This window comes from Bradyrhizobium sp. SZCCHNS3016 (genome assembly GCF_032484535.1).
Lineage (GTDB): Bacteria > Pseudomonadota > Alphaproteobacteria > Rhizobiales > Xanthobacteraceae > Bradyrhizobium.
The window spans coordinates 66,426-85,026 of record NZ_JAUETE010000018.1 but is presented as its reverse complement, the minus strand read 5'-3'; the positions used below and the strand labels follow the sequence as shown (position 1 = coordinate 85,026).

15 protein-coding genes are annotated in these 18,601 nt (G+C 66.7%); 9 read left to right on the top strand and 6 right to left on the bottom strand.

The genetic code is table 11. From position 1 onward, the window contains the following. Positions 1 to 8: 8 nt before the first annotated feature. From QW881_RS28205 to QW881_RS28180, 6 genes are read left to right on the top strand one after another with little or no spacing between them, the layout of a single operon-like run. Positions 9 to 296 (top strand): XapX domain-containing protein, encoded by a 288-nt coding sequence (locus QW881_RS28205; protein WP_315758377.1) that lies wholly within the window; start codon positions 9 to 11, stop codon positions 294 to 296. Continuing rightward, positions 293 to 2,170 carry an amidohydrolase gene (locus QW881_RS28200; protein WP_315758376.1) on the top strand — a complete coding sequence of 626 codons (1,878 nt, stop codon included), beginning with the start codon at positions 293 to 295 and terminating at the stop codon, positions 2,168 to 2,170. The genes QW881_RS28205 and QW881_RS28200 overlap by 4 nt, the downstream gene beginning before the upstream one ends. 1 nt (position 2,171) lies before the next feature. Next, complete coding sequence (locus QW881_RS28195; RefSeq protein WP_315758375.1) at positions 2,172 to 2,597, top strand: DoxX family protein; 426 nt, start codon at positions 2,172 to 2,174, stop codon at positions 2,595 to 2,597. Positions 2,598 to 2,623: 26 nt separating this feature from the next. Continuing rightward, positions 2,624 to 3,514, top strand: a complete 891-nt coding sequence (locus QW881_RS28190) for a glyoxalase (protein ID WP_315758374.1) — start codon at positions 2,624 to 2,626, stop codon at positions 3,512 to 3,514. 30 nt (positions 3,515 to 3,544) lie between these two features. Continuing rightward, positions 3,545 to 4,948: an alginate export family protein gene (locus tag QW881_RS28185; RefSeq protein ID WP_315758373.1), complete on the top strand. Its 1,404-nt coding sequence runs from the start codon at positions 3,545 to 3,547 to the stop codon at positions 4,946 to 4,948. A 21-nt stretch (positions 4,949 to 4,969) separates the two neighbouring features. After that, entirely contained in the window at positions 4,970 to 5,662 is a 693-nt protein-coding gene (locus tag QW881_RS28180; protein WP_315758372.1) for a YoaK family protein, read from the top strand. Positions 5,663 to 5,670: 8 nt separating this feature from the next. Here the strand turns inward: QW881_RS28180 and QW881_RS28175 are convergent, their stop codons facing one another. After that, entirely contained in the window at positions 5,671 to 8,994 is a 3,324-nt protein-coding gene (locus QW881_RS28175; protein WP_315758371.1) for a CHAT domain-containing protein, read from the bottom strand. A gap of 314 nt (positions 8,995 to 9,308) precedes the next feature. On the opposite strand from QW881_RS28175, the gene QW881_RS28170 reads away from it, so the two are divergent. Both QW881_RS28170 and QW881_RS28165 read left to right on the top strand, forming a co-directional pair. Next, positions 9,309 to 10,574 (top strand): HlyD family secretion protein, encoded by a 1,266-nt coding sequence (locus QW881_RS28170; protein WP_315758370.1) that lies wholly within the window; start codon positions 9,309 to 9,311, stop codon positions 10,572 to 10,574. A gap of 13 nt (positions 10,575 to 10,587) precedes the next feature. Next, positions 10,588 to 12,168, top strand: a complete 1,581-nt coding sequence (locus tag QW881_RS28165) for a DHA2 family efflux MFS transporter permease subunit (protein ID WP_315758369.1) — start codon at positions 10,588 to 10,590, stop codon at positions 12,166 to 12,168. 123 nt (positions 12,169 to 12,291) lie between these two features. On the opposite strand, the gene QW881_RS28160 is transcribed toward QW881_RS28165, so the two are convergent. Genes QW881_RS28160 through QW881_RS28145 form a run of 4 tightly spaced genes read right to left on the bottom strand, consistent with a single transcriptional unit; the run spans position 12,292 to position 16,984 of the window. Then, positions 12,292 to 13,143 carry a fumarylacetoacetate hydrolase family protein gene (locus QW881_RS28160; RefSeq protein ID WP_315758368.1) on the bottom strand — a complete coding sequence of 284 codons (852 nt, stop codon included), beginning with the start codon at positions 13,141 to 13,143 and terminating at the stop codon, positions 12,292 to 12,294. 9 nt (positions 13,144 to 13,152) lie between these two features. Next, complete coding sequence (locus tag QW881_RS28155; protein WP_315758367.1) at positions 13,153 to 14,475, bottom strand: MFS transporter; 1,323 nt, start codon at positions 14,473 to 14,475, stop codon at positions 13,153 to 13,155. Between the two features lie 33 nt (positions 14,476 to 14,508). Next, positions 14,509 to 16,059: a bifunctional 3-(3-hydroxy-phenyl)propionate/3-hydroxycinnamic acid hydroxylase gene (locus tag QW881_RS28150; protein ID WP_315758366.1), complete on the bottom strand. Its 1,551-nt coding sequence runs from the start codon at positions 16,057 to 16,059 to the stop codon at positions 14,509 to 14,511. Positions 16,060 to 16,090: 31 nt separating this feature from the next. Then, on the bottom strand, positions 16,091 to 16,984 hold the full coding sequence (locus QW881_RS28145) for a VOC family protein (protein WP_315758365.1): 894 nt from the start codon (positions 16,982 to 16,984) through the stop codon (positions 16,091 to 16,093). 174 nt (positions 16,985 to 17,158) lie between these two features. On the opposite strand from QW881_RS28145, the gene QW881_RS28140 reads away from it, so the two are divergent. Further along, positions 17,159 to 17,875: a GntR family transcriptional regulator gene (locus QW881_RS28140; protein WP_315712735.1), complete on the top strand. Its 717-nt coding sequence runs from the start codon at positions 17,159 to 17,161 to the stop codon at positions 17,873 to 17,875. Between the two features lie 2 nt (positions 17,876 to 17,877). Here QW881_RS28140 and QW881_RS28135 read toward each other — a convergent pair whose 3' ends face one another. Next, positions 17,878 to 18,534, bottom strand: coding sequence for a TetR/AcrR family transcriptional regulator (locus QW881_RS28135; RefSeq protein ID WP_315758364.1), 657 nt, complete (start codon positions 18,532 to 18,534; stop codon positions 17,878 to 17,880). Positions 18,535 to 18,601 lie beyond the last annotated feature (67 nt).

The window sequence follows — 18,601 nt, the reverse complement described above, 5'->3', positions numbered from 1 at the left end:
GACGAGCGATGAAGATCTATCTGTTCTCGCTCGGGGCGGGTCTGTTGGTCGGCGTGATCTACAGCCTGCTTCAGGTCCGCTCGCCGGCGCCGCCGCTGGTGGCGCTGGTCGGCCTGCTCGGAATTCTCGTCGGAGAGCAGGTGATCCCCGTGGGCAAGCAGCTCCTGAACGGCACCACGCTTGCTGCCGCGTGGCAGAAGGCGGCCTGCGCCACGCACATCTTCGGCATGCTGCCCGGCCATCACGGCCGGGCAGACACAACCATCGCTTCGGCGCGAGACGAGAAGACCTCATGACCGATCATCCCGACCTCATCCTGCATCGCGGCCTGTTCACGACGCTGGATCGCTCCAACCCGCAGGCGAGTGCTGTCGCGATCAAGGACGGCGTGTTCACCGCGGTCGGCCGTGAGCAGGACGTCATGAAGCTCGCTGGCCCGGCGACGAAGATCATCGACCTGAAGGGCCGGCGCGCGCTGCCGGGCCTGATCGACAATCACCTGCACATCATCCGCGGCGGTCTCAACTTCAACATGGAGCTGCGCTGGGACGGCGTGCGGTCGCTCGCTGACGCAATGGCGATGCTGAAGGCGCAGGTCGCGATCACGCCGCCGCCGCAATGGGTGCGCGTGGTCGGTGGCTTCACCGAGCACCAGTTCGCCGAGAAGCGGCTGCCGACCATCGATGAGCTCAACGCGGTCGCGCCGGACACGCCGGTGTTCCTGCTGCATCTGTATGATCGCGCCATTCTCAACGGCGCCGCGCTACGCGCCGTCGGCTACGACAAGGACACGCCAGAGCCGCCCGGCGGCGAGATCGCGCGCGATGCCCAGGGCAAGCCGACCGGATTGCTGCTCGCGAAGCCGAACGCCGCGATCCTCTATGCGACGCTCGCAAAGGGCCCGAAGCTGCCGTTCGACTATCAGCTCAGCTCCACGCGCCATTTCATGCGCGAGCTGAATCGGCTCGGCGTCACCGGCGCCATCGATGCCGGCGGCGGCTTCCAGAACTATCCGGACGACTATGCCGTGATCCAGAAGCTCGCCGATGACGACCAGCTCACGATCCGGCTCGCCTACAATCTGTTCACGCAGAAGCCGAAGGGCGAGAAGGACGACTTCCTGCGTTGGACGCAGAGCTCGTCCTACAAGCAGGGCAACGACTATTTCCGCCACAACGGCGCCGGCGAGATGCTGGTGTTCTCTGCCGCGGATTTCGAGGATTTTCGCGTACCGCGGCCGGACATGCCGGCCGAGATGGAAGGCGAGCTCGAGGAGGTCGTGCGCATCCTGGTCCAGAACAGGTGGCCGTGGCGGCTGCACGCGACCTATGACGAGACCATCTCGCGCGCGCTCGACGTGTTCGAGAAGGTGAATCAGGATACCCCGCTCGACGGGCTGCACTGGTTCTTCGATCATGCCGAGACCATCTCGGACCAGTCGATCGACCGTATCGCCGCGCTCGGCGGTGGCATCGCCGTGCAGCACCGCATGGCCTATCAGGGCGAGTATTTCGTCGAGCGCTACGGCTTTGGCGCGGCGGAGGCGACGCCACCGGTGAAGACGATGCTCGACAAGGGCGTCAAGGTCTCCGCCGGCACCGATGCGACGCGCGTCGCCTCCTACAATCCGTGGGTCTCGCTGTCCTGGCTGGTGACCGGCCGCACCGTCGGCGGCCTGCGACTGTATCCGCAGCGCAACTGCCTCGATCGCGAGACGGCGCTTCGGATGTGGACCGAGAACGTCACCTGGTTCTCCAACGAAGAAGGCAGGAAGGGCCGCATTGCGGTCGGGCAGTTCGCCGATTTGATCGTGCCGGATCGCGACTTCTTCTCCTGTGCGGAGGCCGAGATCGCCGACATCACCAGCGACCTCACCATGGTCGGTGGCCGCATCGTCTACGCAGCCGCCGCGTTCAAGCCGCTGGATGACGCCGCTCCGCCGCCGGCGATGCCCGAATGGTCGCCGGTGCGCCGCTTCGGCGGCTATGGCGCCTGGCTGGAAAAGAGCGACGACGGCACCGTCCGCGCCCAGGCGATGCAGATGTGCGGCTGCGCCAGCGCGTGCGGCATGCATGGCCACGACCACGCGCGGGCATGGTCCTCCAGCCTGCCGGTCTCCGATCTCAAGAGCTTCTGGGGCGCGCTCGGCTGCGCCTGCTGGGCGGTCTGAGATGGCGGAGATGTCCGACACGCCGCGGCCGATCGCCGCGGTGCTCGACTGGCGCTGGCTGTGGCCCGCGGCGCGGGTCGCGCTGGTTTCAGCCTATCTAATCGGCGGCGTCCAGAAGTTCATGGACTTCCCAAGCGCCATCGCTGAGCAGGCGCATTTCGGCCTGCAGCCGGCGGCGCTGTGGGCGTCGGCCGCGATCGCCGTCGAGCTGATTGGCTCGGTGCTCGTCATCGCGAACAGGTTCGTCTGGCTCGGCTCCGGCGCGCTCGGTGTGCTCACGCTCGTTGCGATGCTCACCGCCAATGATTTCTGGCACATGGCCGGCCATGAGCGCTTCATGGCGCTGAACGCCTTCTTCGAGCATCTCGGCCTGATCGCCGGCCTCGTGCTCGTCTCGATCATCTCCTGGCGCGCGCGCCGCGCTTGATCTACATCTGCTCATTCGAGGTCGTCATGGTCCGTTCCCGTCATCTGCTCGGTGCCGTCATTGCCACCACGCTGCTCGCCGCGCCCGCTCTCGCCAAGGACGCGGCGCCGCTGATCGGCGTGGGCGCGCAATACGACACCACGCATGTCTATGTCGCGCCCGACGACGTCGAGAAGTTCGCTACCTCTTTCCTCGCCACCTTCGGCGGCCTGAGCACCAAGCAGATGGTTGCGACGGTGACGCCTGCTCCGAGCAGCACGACCTCGCAGCTGCTGCAGACGCCGGTCGGGACCGTCTCGCTGTTCGGCTTCAAGACACCAATCCCGTACCCATTCGGCGCCGAGCGCACCGGTTATCTCGTCACCGATCTGGACGCGGCGATCAAGGCGGCCAGGACCGCCGGCGCCGACGTGGTGGTTGCGCCGTTTCCCGATCCGATCGGCCGTGATGCGGTGATCCAGTGGCCGGGCGGCGTCAACATGCAATTGTACTGGCACACGACGAAGCCGTCCTACGCGGCGTTCCAGACCGTTCCCGACAACCGCGTCTATGTTTCGCCCGATCGCGTCGAGGCCTTCACGCGCGCCTTCCTGCGCTTCTCCAAGGGCAAGGTCGTCTCTGACGACCCCAAGGCGCCTGGGGTCGAGATCGGTCGTCCCAACGATCACTATCGGCGCCTCCGCATCGATTCGGTGTTCGGGCGGATGACCGTGCTCGTGACCGACGGCCATCTGCCATATCCGTTCGGGCGCGAGATGACCGGCTACGAGGTCGCCGATCTCAAGGCGACCCTCGACAAGGCGAAAGCAACAGGCGCGACCGTGCTGGTCGAACCCTTCACCTCGGATAGGCGCGAACAGGCGGTGGTGCAGTTTCCCGGCGGCTATGTCGCGGAGATTCATGCGCCGTCGAAGTAGGGTATTGCTGCGATTCCCGAGAGGTGACGGATGGCGCGGGTCCTGAGAAAGACGGTGGTCGCGAGCGCGCTGCTCGGCGCGCTATGTGCGGCCACGTCAGCTCTCGCCGAGGACAACGCCTCACGTCCGGCGATCCGCACCAACCGCTGGCAGGAGGACTGGTCGGTGCTCGCCGATCCGGCGCTGCGCACGGCGCCATCAGATTCGATCAAGTACATCCCGCTGCAGCAGGATCATCCGCAGAGCTACGTCTCGTTCGGCATGAACCTGCGCGAGCGATTCGAGAGCCTGGATGCCGCGAGCTTCGGCATCGGTGGAACGAAACCCGATCAGCATGTCCTGCAACGGCTGCAGATCCATGCCGACGCACATCTCAACGAGCACTGGCAGCTGTTCGTCCAGCTGGAGGACGACCGTGCCTTCGGCAAGGCCAAGATCACGTCCGTCGACCAGGACCCGCTCGACCTCCGGCTCGCCTTCCTCGCCTATGTCGATGCGACGGAGAAGGGCACCTTCAAGGCCCGCGTCGGGCGCCAGGAATTCGACTTCGACCTGCAGCGCTTCGTCTCGTCGCGCGACGGGCCGAACGTGCGCCAGTCCTTCGACGCGCTGTGGGCCGACTGGGAAAGCGGCCCATGGCGCTTCATCGGGTTCGTCAGCCAGCCGGTGCAATACAATCTGGTGCGCCCGTTCGACGATACGTCGAACGGATCGTTCCTGTTCCACACCTTCCGAGTCGAGCGCCAGGTGCTCGGCACCAACGAGCTGTCGTCGTATTATTCCTACTATCAGCGTGACAATGCGCGCTTCCTCGACGCAGCGGGTGCCGAGCAGCGTCACGTGCTCGACATCCGCTTCGCCGGCAAGCTGGCGGGCTTCGACTGGGATCTCGAGGCGATGGGGCAGGCGGGCTCGGTCGGGGCGAAGCAGATTCGCGCCTGGGGCGCCGGCGCCCGCGCCGGCTACACCTTCGCCGATTTGGCCTGGCAGCCGCGCATCGGCCTTCAGCTCGATGGCGCCTCCGGCGACCGCCATCCCGGCGACAACAGGATCGAGACCTTCAATCCGCTGTTCCCGAACGGCTATTACTTCACGCTCGCGGGCTTCACCGGCTACACCAACCTGGTCCACCTCAAGCCGTCGCTGACGGTGAGACCCGCGACCGATCTGTCGTTCATGGCGGCCATCGGCCTGCAATGGCGCGCGACGACGGCGGACGCGATCTACGTCCAGCCCAATGTCGCGGTGGCCGGCACCGCGGGGCAGGGCAGCTCGTGGTCCGGCGTCTACGCGCAGCTGCGCGCCGACTATCGCTTCAGCGCCAATCTCACCGGCGCGCTGGAAGCCGTGCACTACAAGATCGGTGATGCGCTGCGCCGCGCCGGCGGCCACGATAGCGATTACATCGGCATCGAGCTGAAATACGCGCTCTGAACAACGAAGGTAGGACCACACATGTCGCAATTCGTGTCCCGCAACGTTGTGCCGCTGCTGCTCAGCGTCAATGCCGGCTATGTCGACACGGCCGGCTTCCTGGCGCTGCAGGGCCTGTTCACGGCGCACGTCACCGGCAACTTCGTGACGCTCGGCGCGGCGCTGGCGCTCGGGACCTCGGGCGCGGTCGCCAAGCTGCTGGCGCTTCCGGTGTTCTGCGTGGTTGTGATCGCGACACGCCTGACCGGCACCTTGCTGTCGCGGCGGGGGGCGCGCGCCTTCGAGATCCTTATCGCGGTCAAGCTCGTGCTGCTGATCCTCGGCGCCGCGCTCGCGGTGCATTTCGGCGCGTTCCATGATGGCGACAGCCGCGAGGCGATCATCACCGGCATGGTGCTGGTCGCGGCGATGGCGATCCAGAACGCCGTGCACCGGATCCATCTGCCGACCGCGCCGCCCTCGACCCTGATGACCGGCACCACGACGCAGGTGATGATCGATCTCGCCGACAGGATCTATGTCGGTGACAAGGGCCAGGCGCCGCCGCCCGCGCGGCTCATGCAGATGGCCATCAACGTGCTCGCCTTTGCGCTCGGCTGCGGCGCCGCCGCGCTGCTGTTCGTGCGCCTGGGCAGCTGGTGCTTCGTCGTGCCACCGGTCGTTGCCGCGCTGGCTCTCGTCGTGCGTCTCGCCGGGCCGGAGCCGGCGCGCTGAGGACGCTGTCAGGTGCCGGTGCCGAGCGCCGGCTGCACGTTCGGCGCGGGGGCCGTCGGCGGCAACCGCGGCAATGACGGCGCGACCTGGGTGTCGCCGTCGCAATGGACCGCGTAGAGCAGTCCGAGCGGGTTGCCGTGCTCGCGGAGAAATTCCCGGCGCAGGCTGAGGAACGTCTCACCCAGCGGTACGCCGTCGAGAAAGCTTTCGAAGAAGCGCTTCGCCCAGGCCGTGGCGAAGATCGCCGGCGTCTTGCATTCCGTTCCAACCACGCCGCGCGCGCCCTTGGCCATGAAATACGGCACGAAGCCGTCGTAGAACGCCGGCGACAATTCGGCCGACTCGCAGGCGTTGATGAAGACGAGGGGATTGCCGGGAAGCAGCTTGCTGGTCGGGGCGTCCAAGCTGAGCTCGCCCAGCGTGATGCCGGCATCGGTCAGCACCAGGCTGGAGCCGTCGGGACCGCCGGGATCGTCGAGGCCGGTCGCCCGGGCGTGACAATAGAGGTAGAGGATCTGGTCGTTGGTGGTCTCGTCGGCCAGCGCCTTGACCAGCTCCTTGCTGGTCGTGCGCGAGACCACGTGGACGTTGCGGCGTGCCGCCTTCTCCGCGACCCAGAAGCGCTGCTGCTGGGCGACGAGGTCGGCGCCCATCTGCCGGTCGATGTTGTCGTTGACGTTGACGCTGATGCTGAGTTCGGGTTTGTCGCTGGGGATCAGGCAGTCGGAGACGCGCGGCGTGTTCTGCATCGGGATCTGCTCGATCACGTGGCGCATGCCGATGAAATTGTCCCAGTCGAGCTTGGCGCCGGCCGAGGCATCGCCGACATAGAGCAGGCCCCACGGCACCGTGGTCGCCTCCGCCACGATCTGCAGCTTCAGCCGCCTGGAGCGGTCGCTGGTCAGCTTGCGCAGGAATTCGCCGATGTCCTTGGAATCCTGCGCGGCGGCGGGGCCGAAGAACAGCTTTGTGAACAGCGCCGCTCCCGCGCGCGCCATGATCTTGAGCGCGGCGTCGCGGTCGGCATCGGCGATGTCGATCCCGCTCTGGAAGACGAAGCTGCCGGCCGCGTTCTGATAGGTCACGACCTTCATGAGCTCCTGACGCGCGATCTCGATCGACTTGGCGAGGTAGTCCGGCAGCAACGGCAGCCGGGCGCGCACCGTGACGGGCTTCCAGACGAGACAGTCGTAACCGCCCGCGATCGGCATGATCGACAGGCCGACGTCGCGCGGATTGAGCACGCTGGCGGAGGAATAGGGCCGGCCATGCGCGCCCTCGACGCGGGGCGAGGGCGCCGCGCCGACATCGATGACAAGGTCCATCTGCTGGACGAAATTGCCGTCCTTGTGGACCGTCGCCCGCAGCGCCGACGGGCCGAATTTCTTCGGCGACAGGTCGAACCGCGCCTTGTTGCGCGACTTGCCTGTGCGCGGCAGCCGCAGCGGGCGGCTCTTGTCCGACAGCTCGAAATCGTCGCTGTCGAGCTGGATGGTCAAGGTGACATCGGACGTCCCTTCCGGGAACAGTTGCTCGTCGGCGAGCGGCACCGACGAGACGCCGCTCTGCTGGATGTCGACGTCGAAAGCGAAGGTGTACCACTGGCCCGGCTTCAACGGCGCATCGAGATCCTCGAAGCCGGCGTTGATCCAGCGCTGCTCGCCGGGCGGATAGGCTTTGCGGTTCTCGAACGGGGGTGGCTGCGCGACCGGCGGCGCCGGCACCCATTGCGGATATTGCAGCTGAACCTGCTGCTGCTGGTCTTCCTGCTGCCGTTGCTGCTGCTGATGCTGACCCTGCTCCCGCTGCTGCTGCTCGCGTTGCTGCCGCTGGGCCGGCTCGACCTGCTGCTGATCCTGCTTCTGCACCTGCTCCGGGAACGGAGCACTCTCGAACGTCCGCTGCCGCCAGAGCTGCTGATCGAAGTGGCGGATGTCGCTGCCGAGCAGCCCGCCGCCCGGGCCGGGTTGCGGCCGCACGGCCATCGGCGCGGCCAGGATCGCAGCCCAGAAAGCGTGCGCCACTTCGGGGTGGGCGATGTCGCTGTGGGCCCCGGCTGCGCCGCCGCCGTTCCGGATGATGCGGCTCGCCTCGATGTTGTAGACCCGGCCGCTGCCGAAATTGTAGCTGAAGCCGACATCCTGGATCGGCATGTCGACGATCGCCAGGGGCTGGGTGCCGCGGACGCCGAAGCTGCCAATGGCGCCATACAGCGGATAGTCGGTATCGAGCAGATATTGCTGCTTGAGCCGCGCTCCGAGCGGGTAGAACCATCCGTTGGCCCGGTCGTAGCTCGAGCGGGTGGTCACGAAGGCGCCGCGCACGAGCCCCTTGAGCAGCGTGCGCCGGAAATAGCCCTGCGTCGGCGCGGCCTGCGGAATGCTCTCGGCATAGCACCACAGCGACAGTGCGCCCTGGACCAGGAACATCGTCTCGACCGGGCGCGGCAGCGCACGGCCGTCGGGCGTTCCGGCGACGGCCGCCGACACGACGATGCAGCCGAAGCTGTGACCCATCAGGTGAACCCGGGCTGTGGGCGCCGCCTGCTGCAGTCTGACGAGGACATCATGGGCGCCGGCCTCGCCGAACTGGCGCGCGCGATCCTTCATCTTCCAGAACGACAGGATGCGGAGCGGCGCCAGCAGCGCGTCGCGCAGATCATCGCCGAGGCCCAGCGTCCCGGCGGTTGCGTCGGCCGGCGCGCTCCGCGCCTCGCTCACGATCACGGACGGATCGAACCGGTCCTGCTCGGCGCCGGGGCGTCCGCTCGCATCGCCCATCGCAAGGCCGGCCGCGGCGAACAGCCTGAGATAGGCATCGCGCATCGAGTCCGGCAACGTGGCCGCCGCCGGCGCAATGCGCGCCTGCTCGAGGATCGAGCGAATGTCGGCGCGTGCCGCCGGGGTGTCGGCGATGCGGACCGCATAGCGGTCCACCTCCGCCTCGAGCGATGCCGCCGGTGTGTCGGTGGACAGCAACCCGCCGCCGCCTGATGGAAGCGTCTCGTCTCCGAACGGCAGGCTCGGCCAGTGCAGTCCGATGATGACGGGGGCAAAGCCGGGACGCTGCCGCGCGGCGGCGAGCCGATCCGCTTCGAGCGCCGCCATGGCGGCAAGCCAGCGATCATACTGCTCGATCGCCGCGGGGACGTCGCCCATCCAGCCATGGCTGAGCAGGATGACATCGGTGACTGCCGCGCCCAGGGCATGAAGGCGGTTCACCACCATCTCGCTCGCGAGCGAACCGTCGGCCTCTCGCCGCTCCTGCCCCGTCGCGTCGAAGGCGATGAGCACGTATTGCAGGTCTGAGCCTGGTACCTGACGGACGGGCATGCGTGCCTCGCAATATGACCATGTCGGCACCCGCCGTGGTGGTTGGTTGCCGACCCTAACAATTTCTTATTATGCGTGTGTTGTATTTAGCCGAGTTGATCGAGTCAACGCGATGACGTGAGGCTGCAACCCCGGCTGCGTCACGCAGTTGATCCTGCTGACGGCGGATCGCGGTGAAGGCGCAGGGGATCGCGCGCCGGCGGCCTCCAATGACGAAAAGTTTAGCTGTCCGCATCGCGGTCCGCCATTGCATCCCATCTGCATAACGCCCAATTCTAGAAACGAAACGGTTCCGTTCTATTCAAGGAGACGTGATGACACAGCAAGCTCTGTCATCGGCTGAGGTCCCATCGGCGGCCAACGACGGTCCGGCGGTCGCGGCCCGCGATCGTGCCGTGCGGCAATGGCGCGGGGATGCCTCCGGCGAGACTCCGCAGCAGATCGAGGCCAAGGCGCCGGCTGCGGAGCCCGGCCCGTCGCCGACGGAGCACGGGCAGCGCCAGGAGGGGTCCCGGAGGAGCCTGATCCGGCGGCATCCGCTTGGGGCAGCGCTGGGTCTCGTGCTGCTGCTCGCCATCGGCGCCGGCGGCTACGTCTACTACGATGCGGCCGGTCACTATGAGACCACCGACGACGCCTTCATCGCGGCCCGCCAGTTCTCCATTGCGCCGAAAGTCTCCGGCTACATCACCGCCGTCCCGGTCACCGACAACCAGCACGTCAAAGCCGGCGACGTGATCGCGCGCATCGACGATCGCGACTACAAGACCGCGCTGGCGCAGGCCGATGCGCAGGTGAAGTCGGCACAGGCGGCGATCCGCAACATCGATGCGCAGATCGAGGTGCAGCAGGCGCAGATCACCGCGGGCCAGGCCCAGGTCGAGCAGGCCCAGGCCGGGCTGACCTTCGCCGAGCAGCAGGCCAAGCGCTATCAGGACCTCGCCCGCACCGGCTCCGGCACGGTGCAGAGCGAGCAGCAATACACATCGCAGCTCCAGCAGCAGAAGGCGGCGCTGACCTCGGCGCAGGCCAACCTCTCGGTCGCGCAGCTCCAATTGGAGTCACTGAAGGCGCAGCGCGAGAGCGCCGACGCCAATCTTGCTCAGGCGCAGGCCCAGCGCGACCAGGCCCAGCTCAATCTGTCCTACACGACCGTGACCGCGGCGCAGTCCGGCCGCGTCGTCAATCTCAGCGCCGCCGACGGCCAGTTCGCGGCACAAGGCACGGCGCTTTCGATGTTCGTGCCAGACGACGTGTGGGTCACCGCCAATTTCAAGGAAACCCAGCTCGACCAGATGCGCCCCGGCGAGCCCGTGACCTTGGAGATCGATGCCTATCCCGAGCGCGAGATCCGTGGCCATGTCGCCAGCGTGCAGTCCGGCTCGGGCCCGGCCTTCTCGTTGCTGCCGCCGCAGAATGCGACCGGCAACTATGTCAAGATCGTGCAGCGTGTGCCCGTGAAGATCGAGATGGACGATCCGCCGACCGACGTCGCACTCGGGCCGGGCATGTCGGTGGTGCCGACCGTGCGCGTCGATCCCAAGCCGTCGCTCTATGAGCGGCTTAAGGCTGCGCTGTGAGAAGGCTGATGCCATGAGCGAGGCCGCTGCTCTCTCCGCGCCGCGCGCCGGCAGTCCCTGGATCATCGCCGTGCTGGTTGCGCTCGCGACCTTCATGGAGGTGCTCGACACCACCATCGCCAACGTCGCGCTGCCCTATATCGCCGGCGGCATGGGCGTCAGCCAGGACGAATCCTCCTGGGTGGTGACGACCTATCTCGTCTCCAACGCGATCATCCTGACGGCGTCGAGCTATCTCGCCAAGCGTTTCGGCCGCAAGACCTTCTTCCTGCTCTGCCTCGGCCTGTTCACCGTGAGCTCGGTGCTGTGCGGCTTCGCCTGGAATCTGCAGGTGCTGCTGCTGTTCCGGATCATGCAGGGCCTCGGCGGCGGCGGCATGGTGCCAGTGGCGCAATCGATCCTCGCCGACTCTTTTCCCCCGGAAAAGCGCGGCCAGGCCTTCGCGCTGTTCGGTGTCGCCGTGGTCGTAGCGCCGGTGGTCGGCCCGACGCTCGGCGGCTATCTCTCCGACAACGCGTCGTGGCACTGGTGCTTCCTGATCAACGGCCCTGTCGGTGTTGCGGCAATGATCCTGATCGGACTGATCCTGAAGGAGCCGGCCGCAGTCACGGCGGAGCGGCGCAAGCAGGCGCACGGCTTCGATGTCGTCGGATTCCTTCTCGTCGCGACCTTCCTCGGCGCGCTCGAACTGATGCTCGATCGCGGCCTGGAGGACGACTGGTTCGACTCGCGCTTCATCATGGTGACCGCCGCGGTCTGCGTCGCGGCCTTCATCGCCATGATCCCGTGGGAGATGAACCAGAAAAATCCGACGGTCGATGTCCGCATGCTGGCGTCGCGCCAGTTCGGCGCCAGCTTCCTGGTGATGCTTGCGACCGGTGCGATCCTGCTCGGCACCACGCAGATGCTGCCGCAGATGGTGCAGCAGGATTTCGGCTACACTGCGACCTGGGCCGGCCTCGTGCTGTCGCCGGGCGGCCTCGTGACGATGGCGATGATGTTCGTCGTCGGACGCCTCTCGGGCAAGGTGCAGCCGAAATACATGATCATGACGGGCGCGGCCGTCGTGGCGTTCGCGATGTACGACCTCACCCGGGTCTACGCCAATGTGGATTTCTGGTTCTTCGCCGAATCCCGCATGCTGATCGGAATTGGCCTGCCGCTGATCTTCCTGTCGATCACCACGGCGTCCTACAACGGCATCCCGCCTGAGAAGACCGATCAGGCCTCGGCGCTGATCAACGCCGCGCGCAACACGGGCGGCTCGATCGGCGTGTCGCTGGCGGCCAACATCCTGGCGCACCGTGCGCAGTTCCACCAGAGCCGGCTGGTCGAGAATGCGATTCCGTCCAATCCGGCCTATCAGGACACGCTGCACCAGGTGACCAACTACTTCACCGCGCATGGCAGCTCGCTGGTCCAGGCGCAGCAGCAGGCGCTCGCCTGGATCGGCCAGACCGTGCAGATGCAGTCGTCGCTGCTCGCTTATGTCGACGTCTACTGGGCGCTGATGCTGATCTCGCTGTCGGCGATTCCGCTGGCGCTGACGCTCCGCAAGGTCAAGCTCGGCGGCGGGCCGGCGATGGCGCATTGAGTAGGCACTGTTGTTCGGCTGTCATTCCGGGGCGATGCGCAAGCATCGAACCCGGAATCTCGAGATTCCGGGTTCAGCCCTGGCGGGCTGCCCCGGAATGACGGTCAAGAACATCAGGGGCGCTCACACCGCCTCGTCCGCGATCCCGTTCCGCAGCAGACCGATCCGGTCGATCTCGACCTCGACCACGTCGCCGGGCTTCATCCACAGCGGGGGCGTGCGGCGGGAGCCGACGCCGCCGGGCGTTCCCGTGGCGATCACGTCGCCGGGCTCGAGCCGGGTGAACGACGAGCAGTATTCGATCTGGCGCGGGATATCGAAGATCATCTGGCTGATCGTGGCGTCCTGCACCACCTCGCCATTCAACCGCGTCTGCAGCCTGAGCGGGCCGAGATCGTCGATCTCGTCGGATGTGACCAGCCACGGACCGAACGCGCCGGTGGCCGGGAAATTCTTCCCCGGCGTGAACTGGTGGGTGTGGCGCTGGAAGTCGCGGACGCTGCCCTCATTGTAGCAGGCATAGCCGGCGATGTGCTGCCAAGCCTCGCTGCGCGGGATGTAGCGGCCGGGCTTGCCGATGACGATGGCGAGCTCGCCCTCGAAATCGAGATCGGTCGAGACGCGCGGGCGGATGATGTCGGTGAGATGCCCGGTCTGGCTGTTGGCGAAGCGGCCGAACACCGTGGGGGTCTCGACCTCGGAGCGGCCGGTCTCCTTGCGGTGCGTCTCGTAGTTCAAGCCGATGCAGAGGATCTTGTCAGGGTTCGGAATCACCGGCAGGAAGCTGATGGCGGAGAGCGGATACCGCCTCGCGCCCGAGGCCGCTGCGGCCGCCTCCTTCAGCGCGTCCGCTGCGATCGCCGATTTCAGGTCGGGGAAGCGGTCGCGCAGGATAGCACCGAGATCGGCGATCTCAGTGCCCTCGACCAGTCCCCAGGTCGGCGCATTGTCGATGGTGAAGCTTGCAAATCTCATCCGATGTCCTCAGGTCGAAATCGCCGGTACGGCGGAGGGAGAAGCTGGTTCTTGCGCCGATTTCGCGAAGCGCGCGATGCTGCGCTCCGGGAAGATCAGCGCGAAGGCCGAGATGGCGCCGACGATCAGCACGCCGGCGGTGAATGTCATGGCGTGGGCGTAACCGAGCGGCGCGTTGTTTCCGGCCTCGCCGACGATCCAGCCGGTGAGCGCATTCGATACCAGTGCGGATGCCGCGTTGCCGGAGTAGATCACGACGATGAGTCGGCCGCGCTGGATCGCCGGCGCCACGGCGCCGAGCGCGACGGGGCCGAAGATCGTGGTGAGGCTCGGTGCGGCGAAGGCGATCGCGATACAGGCGAGCTGCAGCGGGCCCGAGGTGACGATGCTCAGCAGCAGCGCGCAACCGGCGGCGAGCAGCGCCAGCCCCGAAGCGTGGCCGAGGCAGGCGCGCAGGCTGAAGCCCTTGCGCTGCAGAACTTGCGTCAGCCAGGAGCCGCCGAGCAGTAGCGGCGACTGGAACAGATAGATCCCTGAGATGATCCAGCCGACATCGACCTGCTTGTAGCCGAGCCCGAGCTGCAGAAAAGGCGGCAGCCAGGTCGCGGACATGCCGACGATCCAGTACGACGCGGTCGACATGATGATGACGCCGATCACGGTCGGATCGGCCCACAGCACGCGCGCCGGCAACGCCTTGTCCTTCGCCGCCGAAGCCTCCGGCGCAAGGGCGGAGTAGGGGCCTTCGCCGCCGACCAAGAACCAGCCGAGCATCCAGGCCAGCCCGAGCAGGCCGCAGAACAGGAAGCCGGTGCGCCAGCCATAGCTCACGATGACATAGGTCAGGATCGGACCGCCGGCCAAGAGACCGACGCTGATGCCCTGCAGCACCACGGCGCTCGGCACGCTGCGCCGGTCGGCGGGAAACCAGTTGTAGCAGGCGTGCAGCGCGGTCGGCAGGCCCGGCCCTTCGCCGGCGCCGAGGATGATGCGGCAGATCACCAGCACCGCGATCGAGCCGGAGAAGAAGATCGGGATCTGCGTCGCCGACCAGACACCGGCCATGATCAGGAGCAGCCACTTCACCGGGAAGCGGCCGACCACGAACATGCCGACCGCCATGCCCGACAGCGAGAACAGCAGGAAGAAGCTGCTGCCGATCAGGCCGAACTCCTTCGGGCTCAGACCCAGCTCCTTCATCATCGGCACGGCCGAGAGGCCGAACACCAGCTTGTCGAAGAAGTTCAGCGTCTGGAACAGGAACAGCATGATGAGGACGGCGATCGCGCGTCCTCCCACACTGGGTCTGGCGGTGTCCGATGTTGTCGTCATGGCGTTTCCCCGTTTGATAGTCTCTTGTTTTGATTAGTGCAGTCGTTCGTTCAATTCGCTCAGCAGCGCGGCGAGCTCCGGCGCGTCCGTCGCGACGCCGTAGACATAATGGTCGGGTCGCACCAGCGCGGCGCTGCAGCCGAGGCGTTCGAACCAGCGTGCGACGACCGCGCTCTCCTCGTGCAAGCCGTGACCGCCGATGGCGATCGCACCGATCCCGGCGTCACGGGTCGCAGCGTCGATCGAGCTCGAGTTCAGCGTGCCCCGCCCGTCGAGGACGAGCCGCCATCCGGTGCCGGCGACGGTATCGAGCAGGGCACGCCCGCCATCACCGACGATCCAGGGCTGCGGAAACAGCGTGCCATTGGCCGCGTTTGCCTTGGTCGCGAGCAATCCCTGCGTCAGCGGCGGCACGATCTCCTGCCGGGTGATGGTGCGCGGCAGGCCGCCGCCTTCGGCAAGGATACGCGCATCGCGTGCCGCTGCGGCCTCCGGATCCTGCTCGCAGATGACGCGGCCGATCGCCTTGATGCGCGTGGTCAGCTCGCGCACATGCGTGCTGCGCTCGATCTCGTAGCTGTCGAGCAGGGCCGCGGTCGATTGTCCGCGCAACACGCGCGCGAGCTTCCAGCACAGATTGGCTGCATCGCGCAGGCCCTGGCACATGCCCTGGCCGATGAAGGGCGGCTGCTGATGCGCGGCATCGCCGGCGAGCAGGACGCGGCCCCGGCGCCAGCGGCTTGCGACCAGCGCGTGGAAGCGGTAGCTCGCCGCGCGCCACAGCTCGCCATCGTCCGGAGAGAGCCAGGGCGAGAGCAATTGCCAGACCTGATCCGGCTGCTCCATCGCATGTCGGTCCTCGCCCGGCCGCAGCATGATCTCGAAGCGGCGATGGTTACCGGGACCAATGATGTAGGTGGTCGGCCGCGCCGGATTGCAGAACTGAGCGGCTGTCTTCGGCAGCTTGCCGACGCCGCTGTCGTTGACGAGGAGGTCGACCACGAGCCACGGCTCGTCGAAATCGAGATCGTCGAAGCTGATGCCGAGCTTCTGGCGCACGCTGCTCGAGGCGCCGTCGCAGGCGATCACGTAGTCGGCGGTGACCTCGCGCGTGGTGCCGTCCTCGCGCTTCAGCACGACCGTCGCCGCAGAACTGTCCTGGCGGATGTCGACCAGCGTCGTGCCGAGCTCGATCGTCACGGATGGGCAGCGGCCGACACGATCGCGCATCACCTGTTCGACCGGCGGCTGCGTGAACACCATGCTCGGCGTGTAGCCGAGAGGATAGGGCTCGCCAACCATGTCGATGCGGCGGATCAACTGCCCTTGCGCGCCGAAATGCTCGGACGCCGGGAACGGCGCGACGTACCGGCTGACTTGTTCGGCGATACCGAGATTGTCGAACAGCCGCATGATCTCGTGATCGAGCGCGATCGCGCGCGGCTTGTCGTAGATCTCGACAGCGCGGTCGATCGCGAGCGTTTTGATGCCCTGCATACCGAGCAGGCTCGCGGCGATGGCGCCGGTCGGACCGAAGCCGACGATCACGACCTCGAAATGCTTGTGATCTGACGTGGCGGACATGGATCTGGAAACTCTGGAGTTGGAAAGCGAGTCAGGCGGCGTAGCCGACCGCGAGCTGCGCGGCCTTGACGTGCTCGGCCTTGGGCGGCGCGATGCCCCATTGATCGGTGCGGCCAGGCGGCCAGACCCAATGCTCCGGTCCGCGCACCACATAGTCGTCGTCGACCTGCAGCACCTCGGCGGTGTATTCGATGACCGTGCCGACGGGATCAATGAAGTAGGCGAAGACATTGTCGCCGGGGCCGTGGCGTCCGACACCCCAGGCGATCGGATGACCGGCATCGATCATGCGGCCCGCGCCGCGCATCACGCCCTCCCAGGTCGGCATCAGGAAGGCGACGTGGTTGAGCCCGTTGACCTTCGCCGCAGCGATCACGACGGCATGGTGGTCCGAATTGCAGCGAACGAAGGCCATCGCCGCGGAGCGATCGGTCAGGCGGAAGCCGAGCGCCTTCTGGTAGAATGCCGCCGAACGATCGACATCGGTGCTGTTGAGGTTGACGTGGGCGAGCCGCTCCGGGAGCTCGGGCCGCGGCGGCTTGGCGTCGTGCCTGATGTCGCCATGCACGAAGCGCAGCACGCCGCCTTCGGGGCCGCGCAGGCTCATGATCACGCCGCCGTCGGGGCCGGGGTTCGGCGCTGGCGCTGCGATCAGCGTCGCGCCTTCATGGATGGCGTTGCGGCCGACGGCATCGAAATCACTGGAATCGGCGAGGCGGAATGTCACCGCCTGCAGCTCGGTGCGCTCGCTCCGGTGCAGCGCCACGACATGATGGTCGCTGCCGGTCGCACGGAGGTAGACGATGCCGTGGGCCTCAGCGACGCGCTCCAGCCCCCAGGTCTGTCGATAGAACGCTTCCGAACGCGCGAGATCTGGCGTGCCCAGATCGACGCTGCGGAGAGCCGCGACCGGAAACCGGGTCATGAGCGTGTCCTCCTGCGCGATGCCCGGGTGAGGACGCGCGACGTTTCTATCCCTGGCCGGCGAAACCGGCTCGTCCCTTTTATTACAGAAAAAATCGAAATCAATCAGAATTTATAAATTTTATGTTCTGTGGCCCGGCTCTATATATGTCGTCTGATTCAGAGGAGATCGGACGTGGATGCGGTTTTGGAGGCCGAGGGGCAGGGCCCGTCGACCCAGGCGAGTCATGTGTATGACCGGCTGCGCGAGGACCTGCTGTCCGGCCGGCTGGCGCCGTCGCGCAAGCTGCAGATGCGGTTCTTGACCGAGACGTATCAGACCGGGCAGACGCCGCTGCGCGAGGCGCTCAACCGCCTGACTGCCGACGGACTGGTCGAGGTGCGCGAGCAGCGCGGCTTCTACGTCAAGGACATCAGCCGCGCCGAGCTCGCCGAGCTGACCAAGACGCGCTGCTGGGTCGAGGCGCTGGCGCTGCGCGAGTCGATGGCGGCGGCGACGCCTGATTGGGAGGAGCAACTGGTGCTGGCGCAGCATCGGCTCAGCCGCGCGCCGCGCTCGCTCAGCGCGACGACGTTCGAGGACAATCCGGAGTGGGAGAGGCTGCACCGGATCTATCATCGGGTCCTGATCTCGAACTGCGGCTCGCAGTCGCTGATCGCGTTCTGCGGCCAGCTTGCCGACCAGCTCTATCGCTACCGCCGGCTGTCGATCCGCAAGGCGTTTCCGTCACGCCCCGTCGGCGACGAGCACGCCGACATCGTGAACGCCGTGCTCGACGCCGACACCGAACGCGCGGTTGCGCTGCTCACGGCGCACTATCAGCGCACCGCGGACGTGATCCTGCAGGACGAGACGATCTTTCCGGAGCTGCGCAAGGACAAAAAGATTTAGGATCACGTCGTCGCGGCGAGGAAGAAGTCGACGCGCTTCTCGACATGCGCCTGGGCTTCCTTCTTCAGGGCGCGCATGTCCTCGCCGAGCAGACTGCGGATCAGCACGGCGAACACGACGAGATCGAGGAAGATCCGTGCGCTGTCCTCGATGCGGTCGGCCGAGAAGGCGCCCTTGCCGGCGAGACCTTCGGCGCGCGCGAGCTCGCCGATCGCATGGCTCACATTGCAGGTGGCGCGCTTGCGCGCCGTGTCCTGGATCTCGAGCGTCAGCTCGGGAAAGCGCGGACTTTCCGCAATCGCGGTGCGCATCAGGCCGATCGTGTCCTCGACGAAGGCGCGCTCGATCAAGGTGAGCCCGAGGCTGATCAGCCGGGCGCGGAAGGTGCGGCCCTGCGGCACCAGGTTCTCATACTGCGTGTTGCGCGCGGCCTGGCGGCCGATGACGGCCGCGAACAGCGCGGCCTTGCTGGGAAATCGCGCGTAGATGGTCGGCTTGCCGGCGCGCGCGGTGTGCGCGATCTCGTCGACGCTCGCGCCTTCGAAGCCGTTTGCGAGGAACACCGTCTTTGCCGCGTCGAGAATGCGCTCCTCGACCTCGCCGGCACGTTCGAGCGGAGGCCGCCCCACCTTGCCGCGCGCCGTCCTGGAAGCAACCATTCGATCCGCCATGGCTTTCTTTCGAGGCCTTTGTGTTCCCGTCCTGTTTGGCACAGGGGTCCGGATT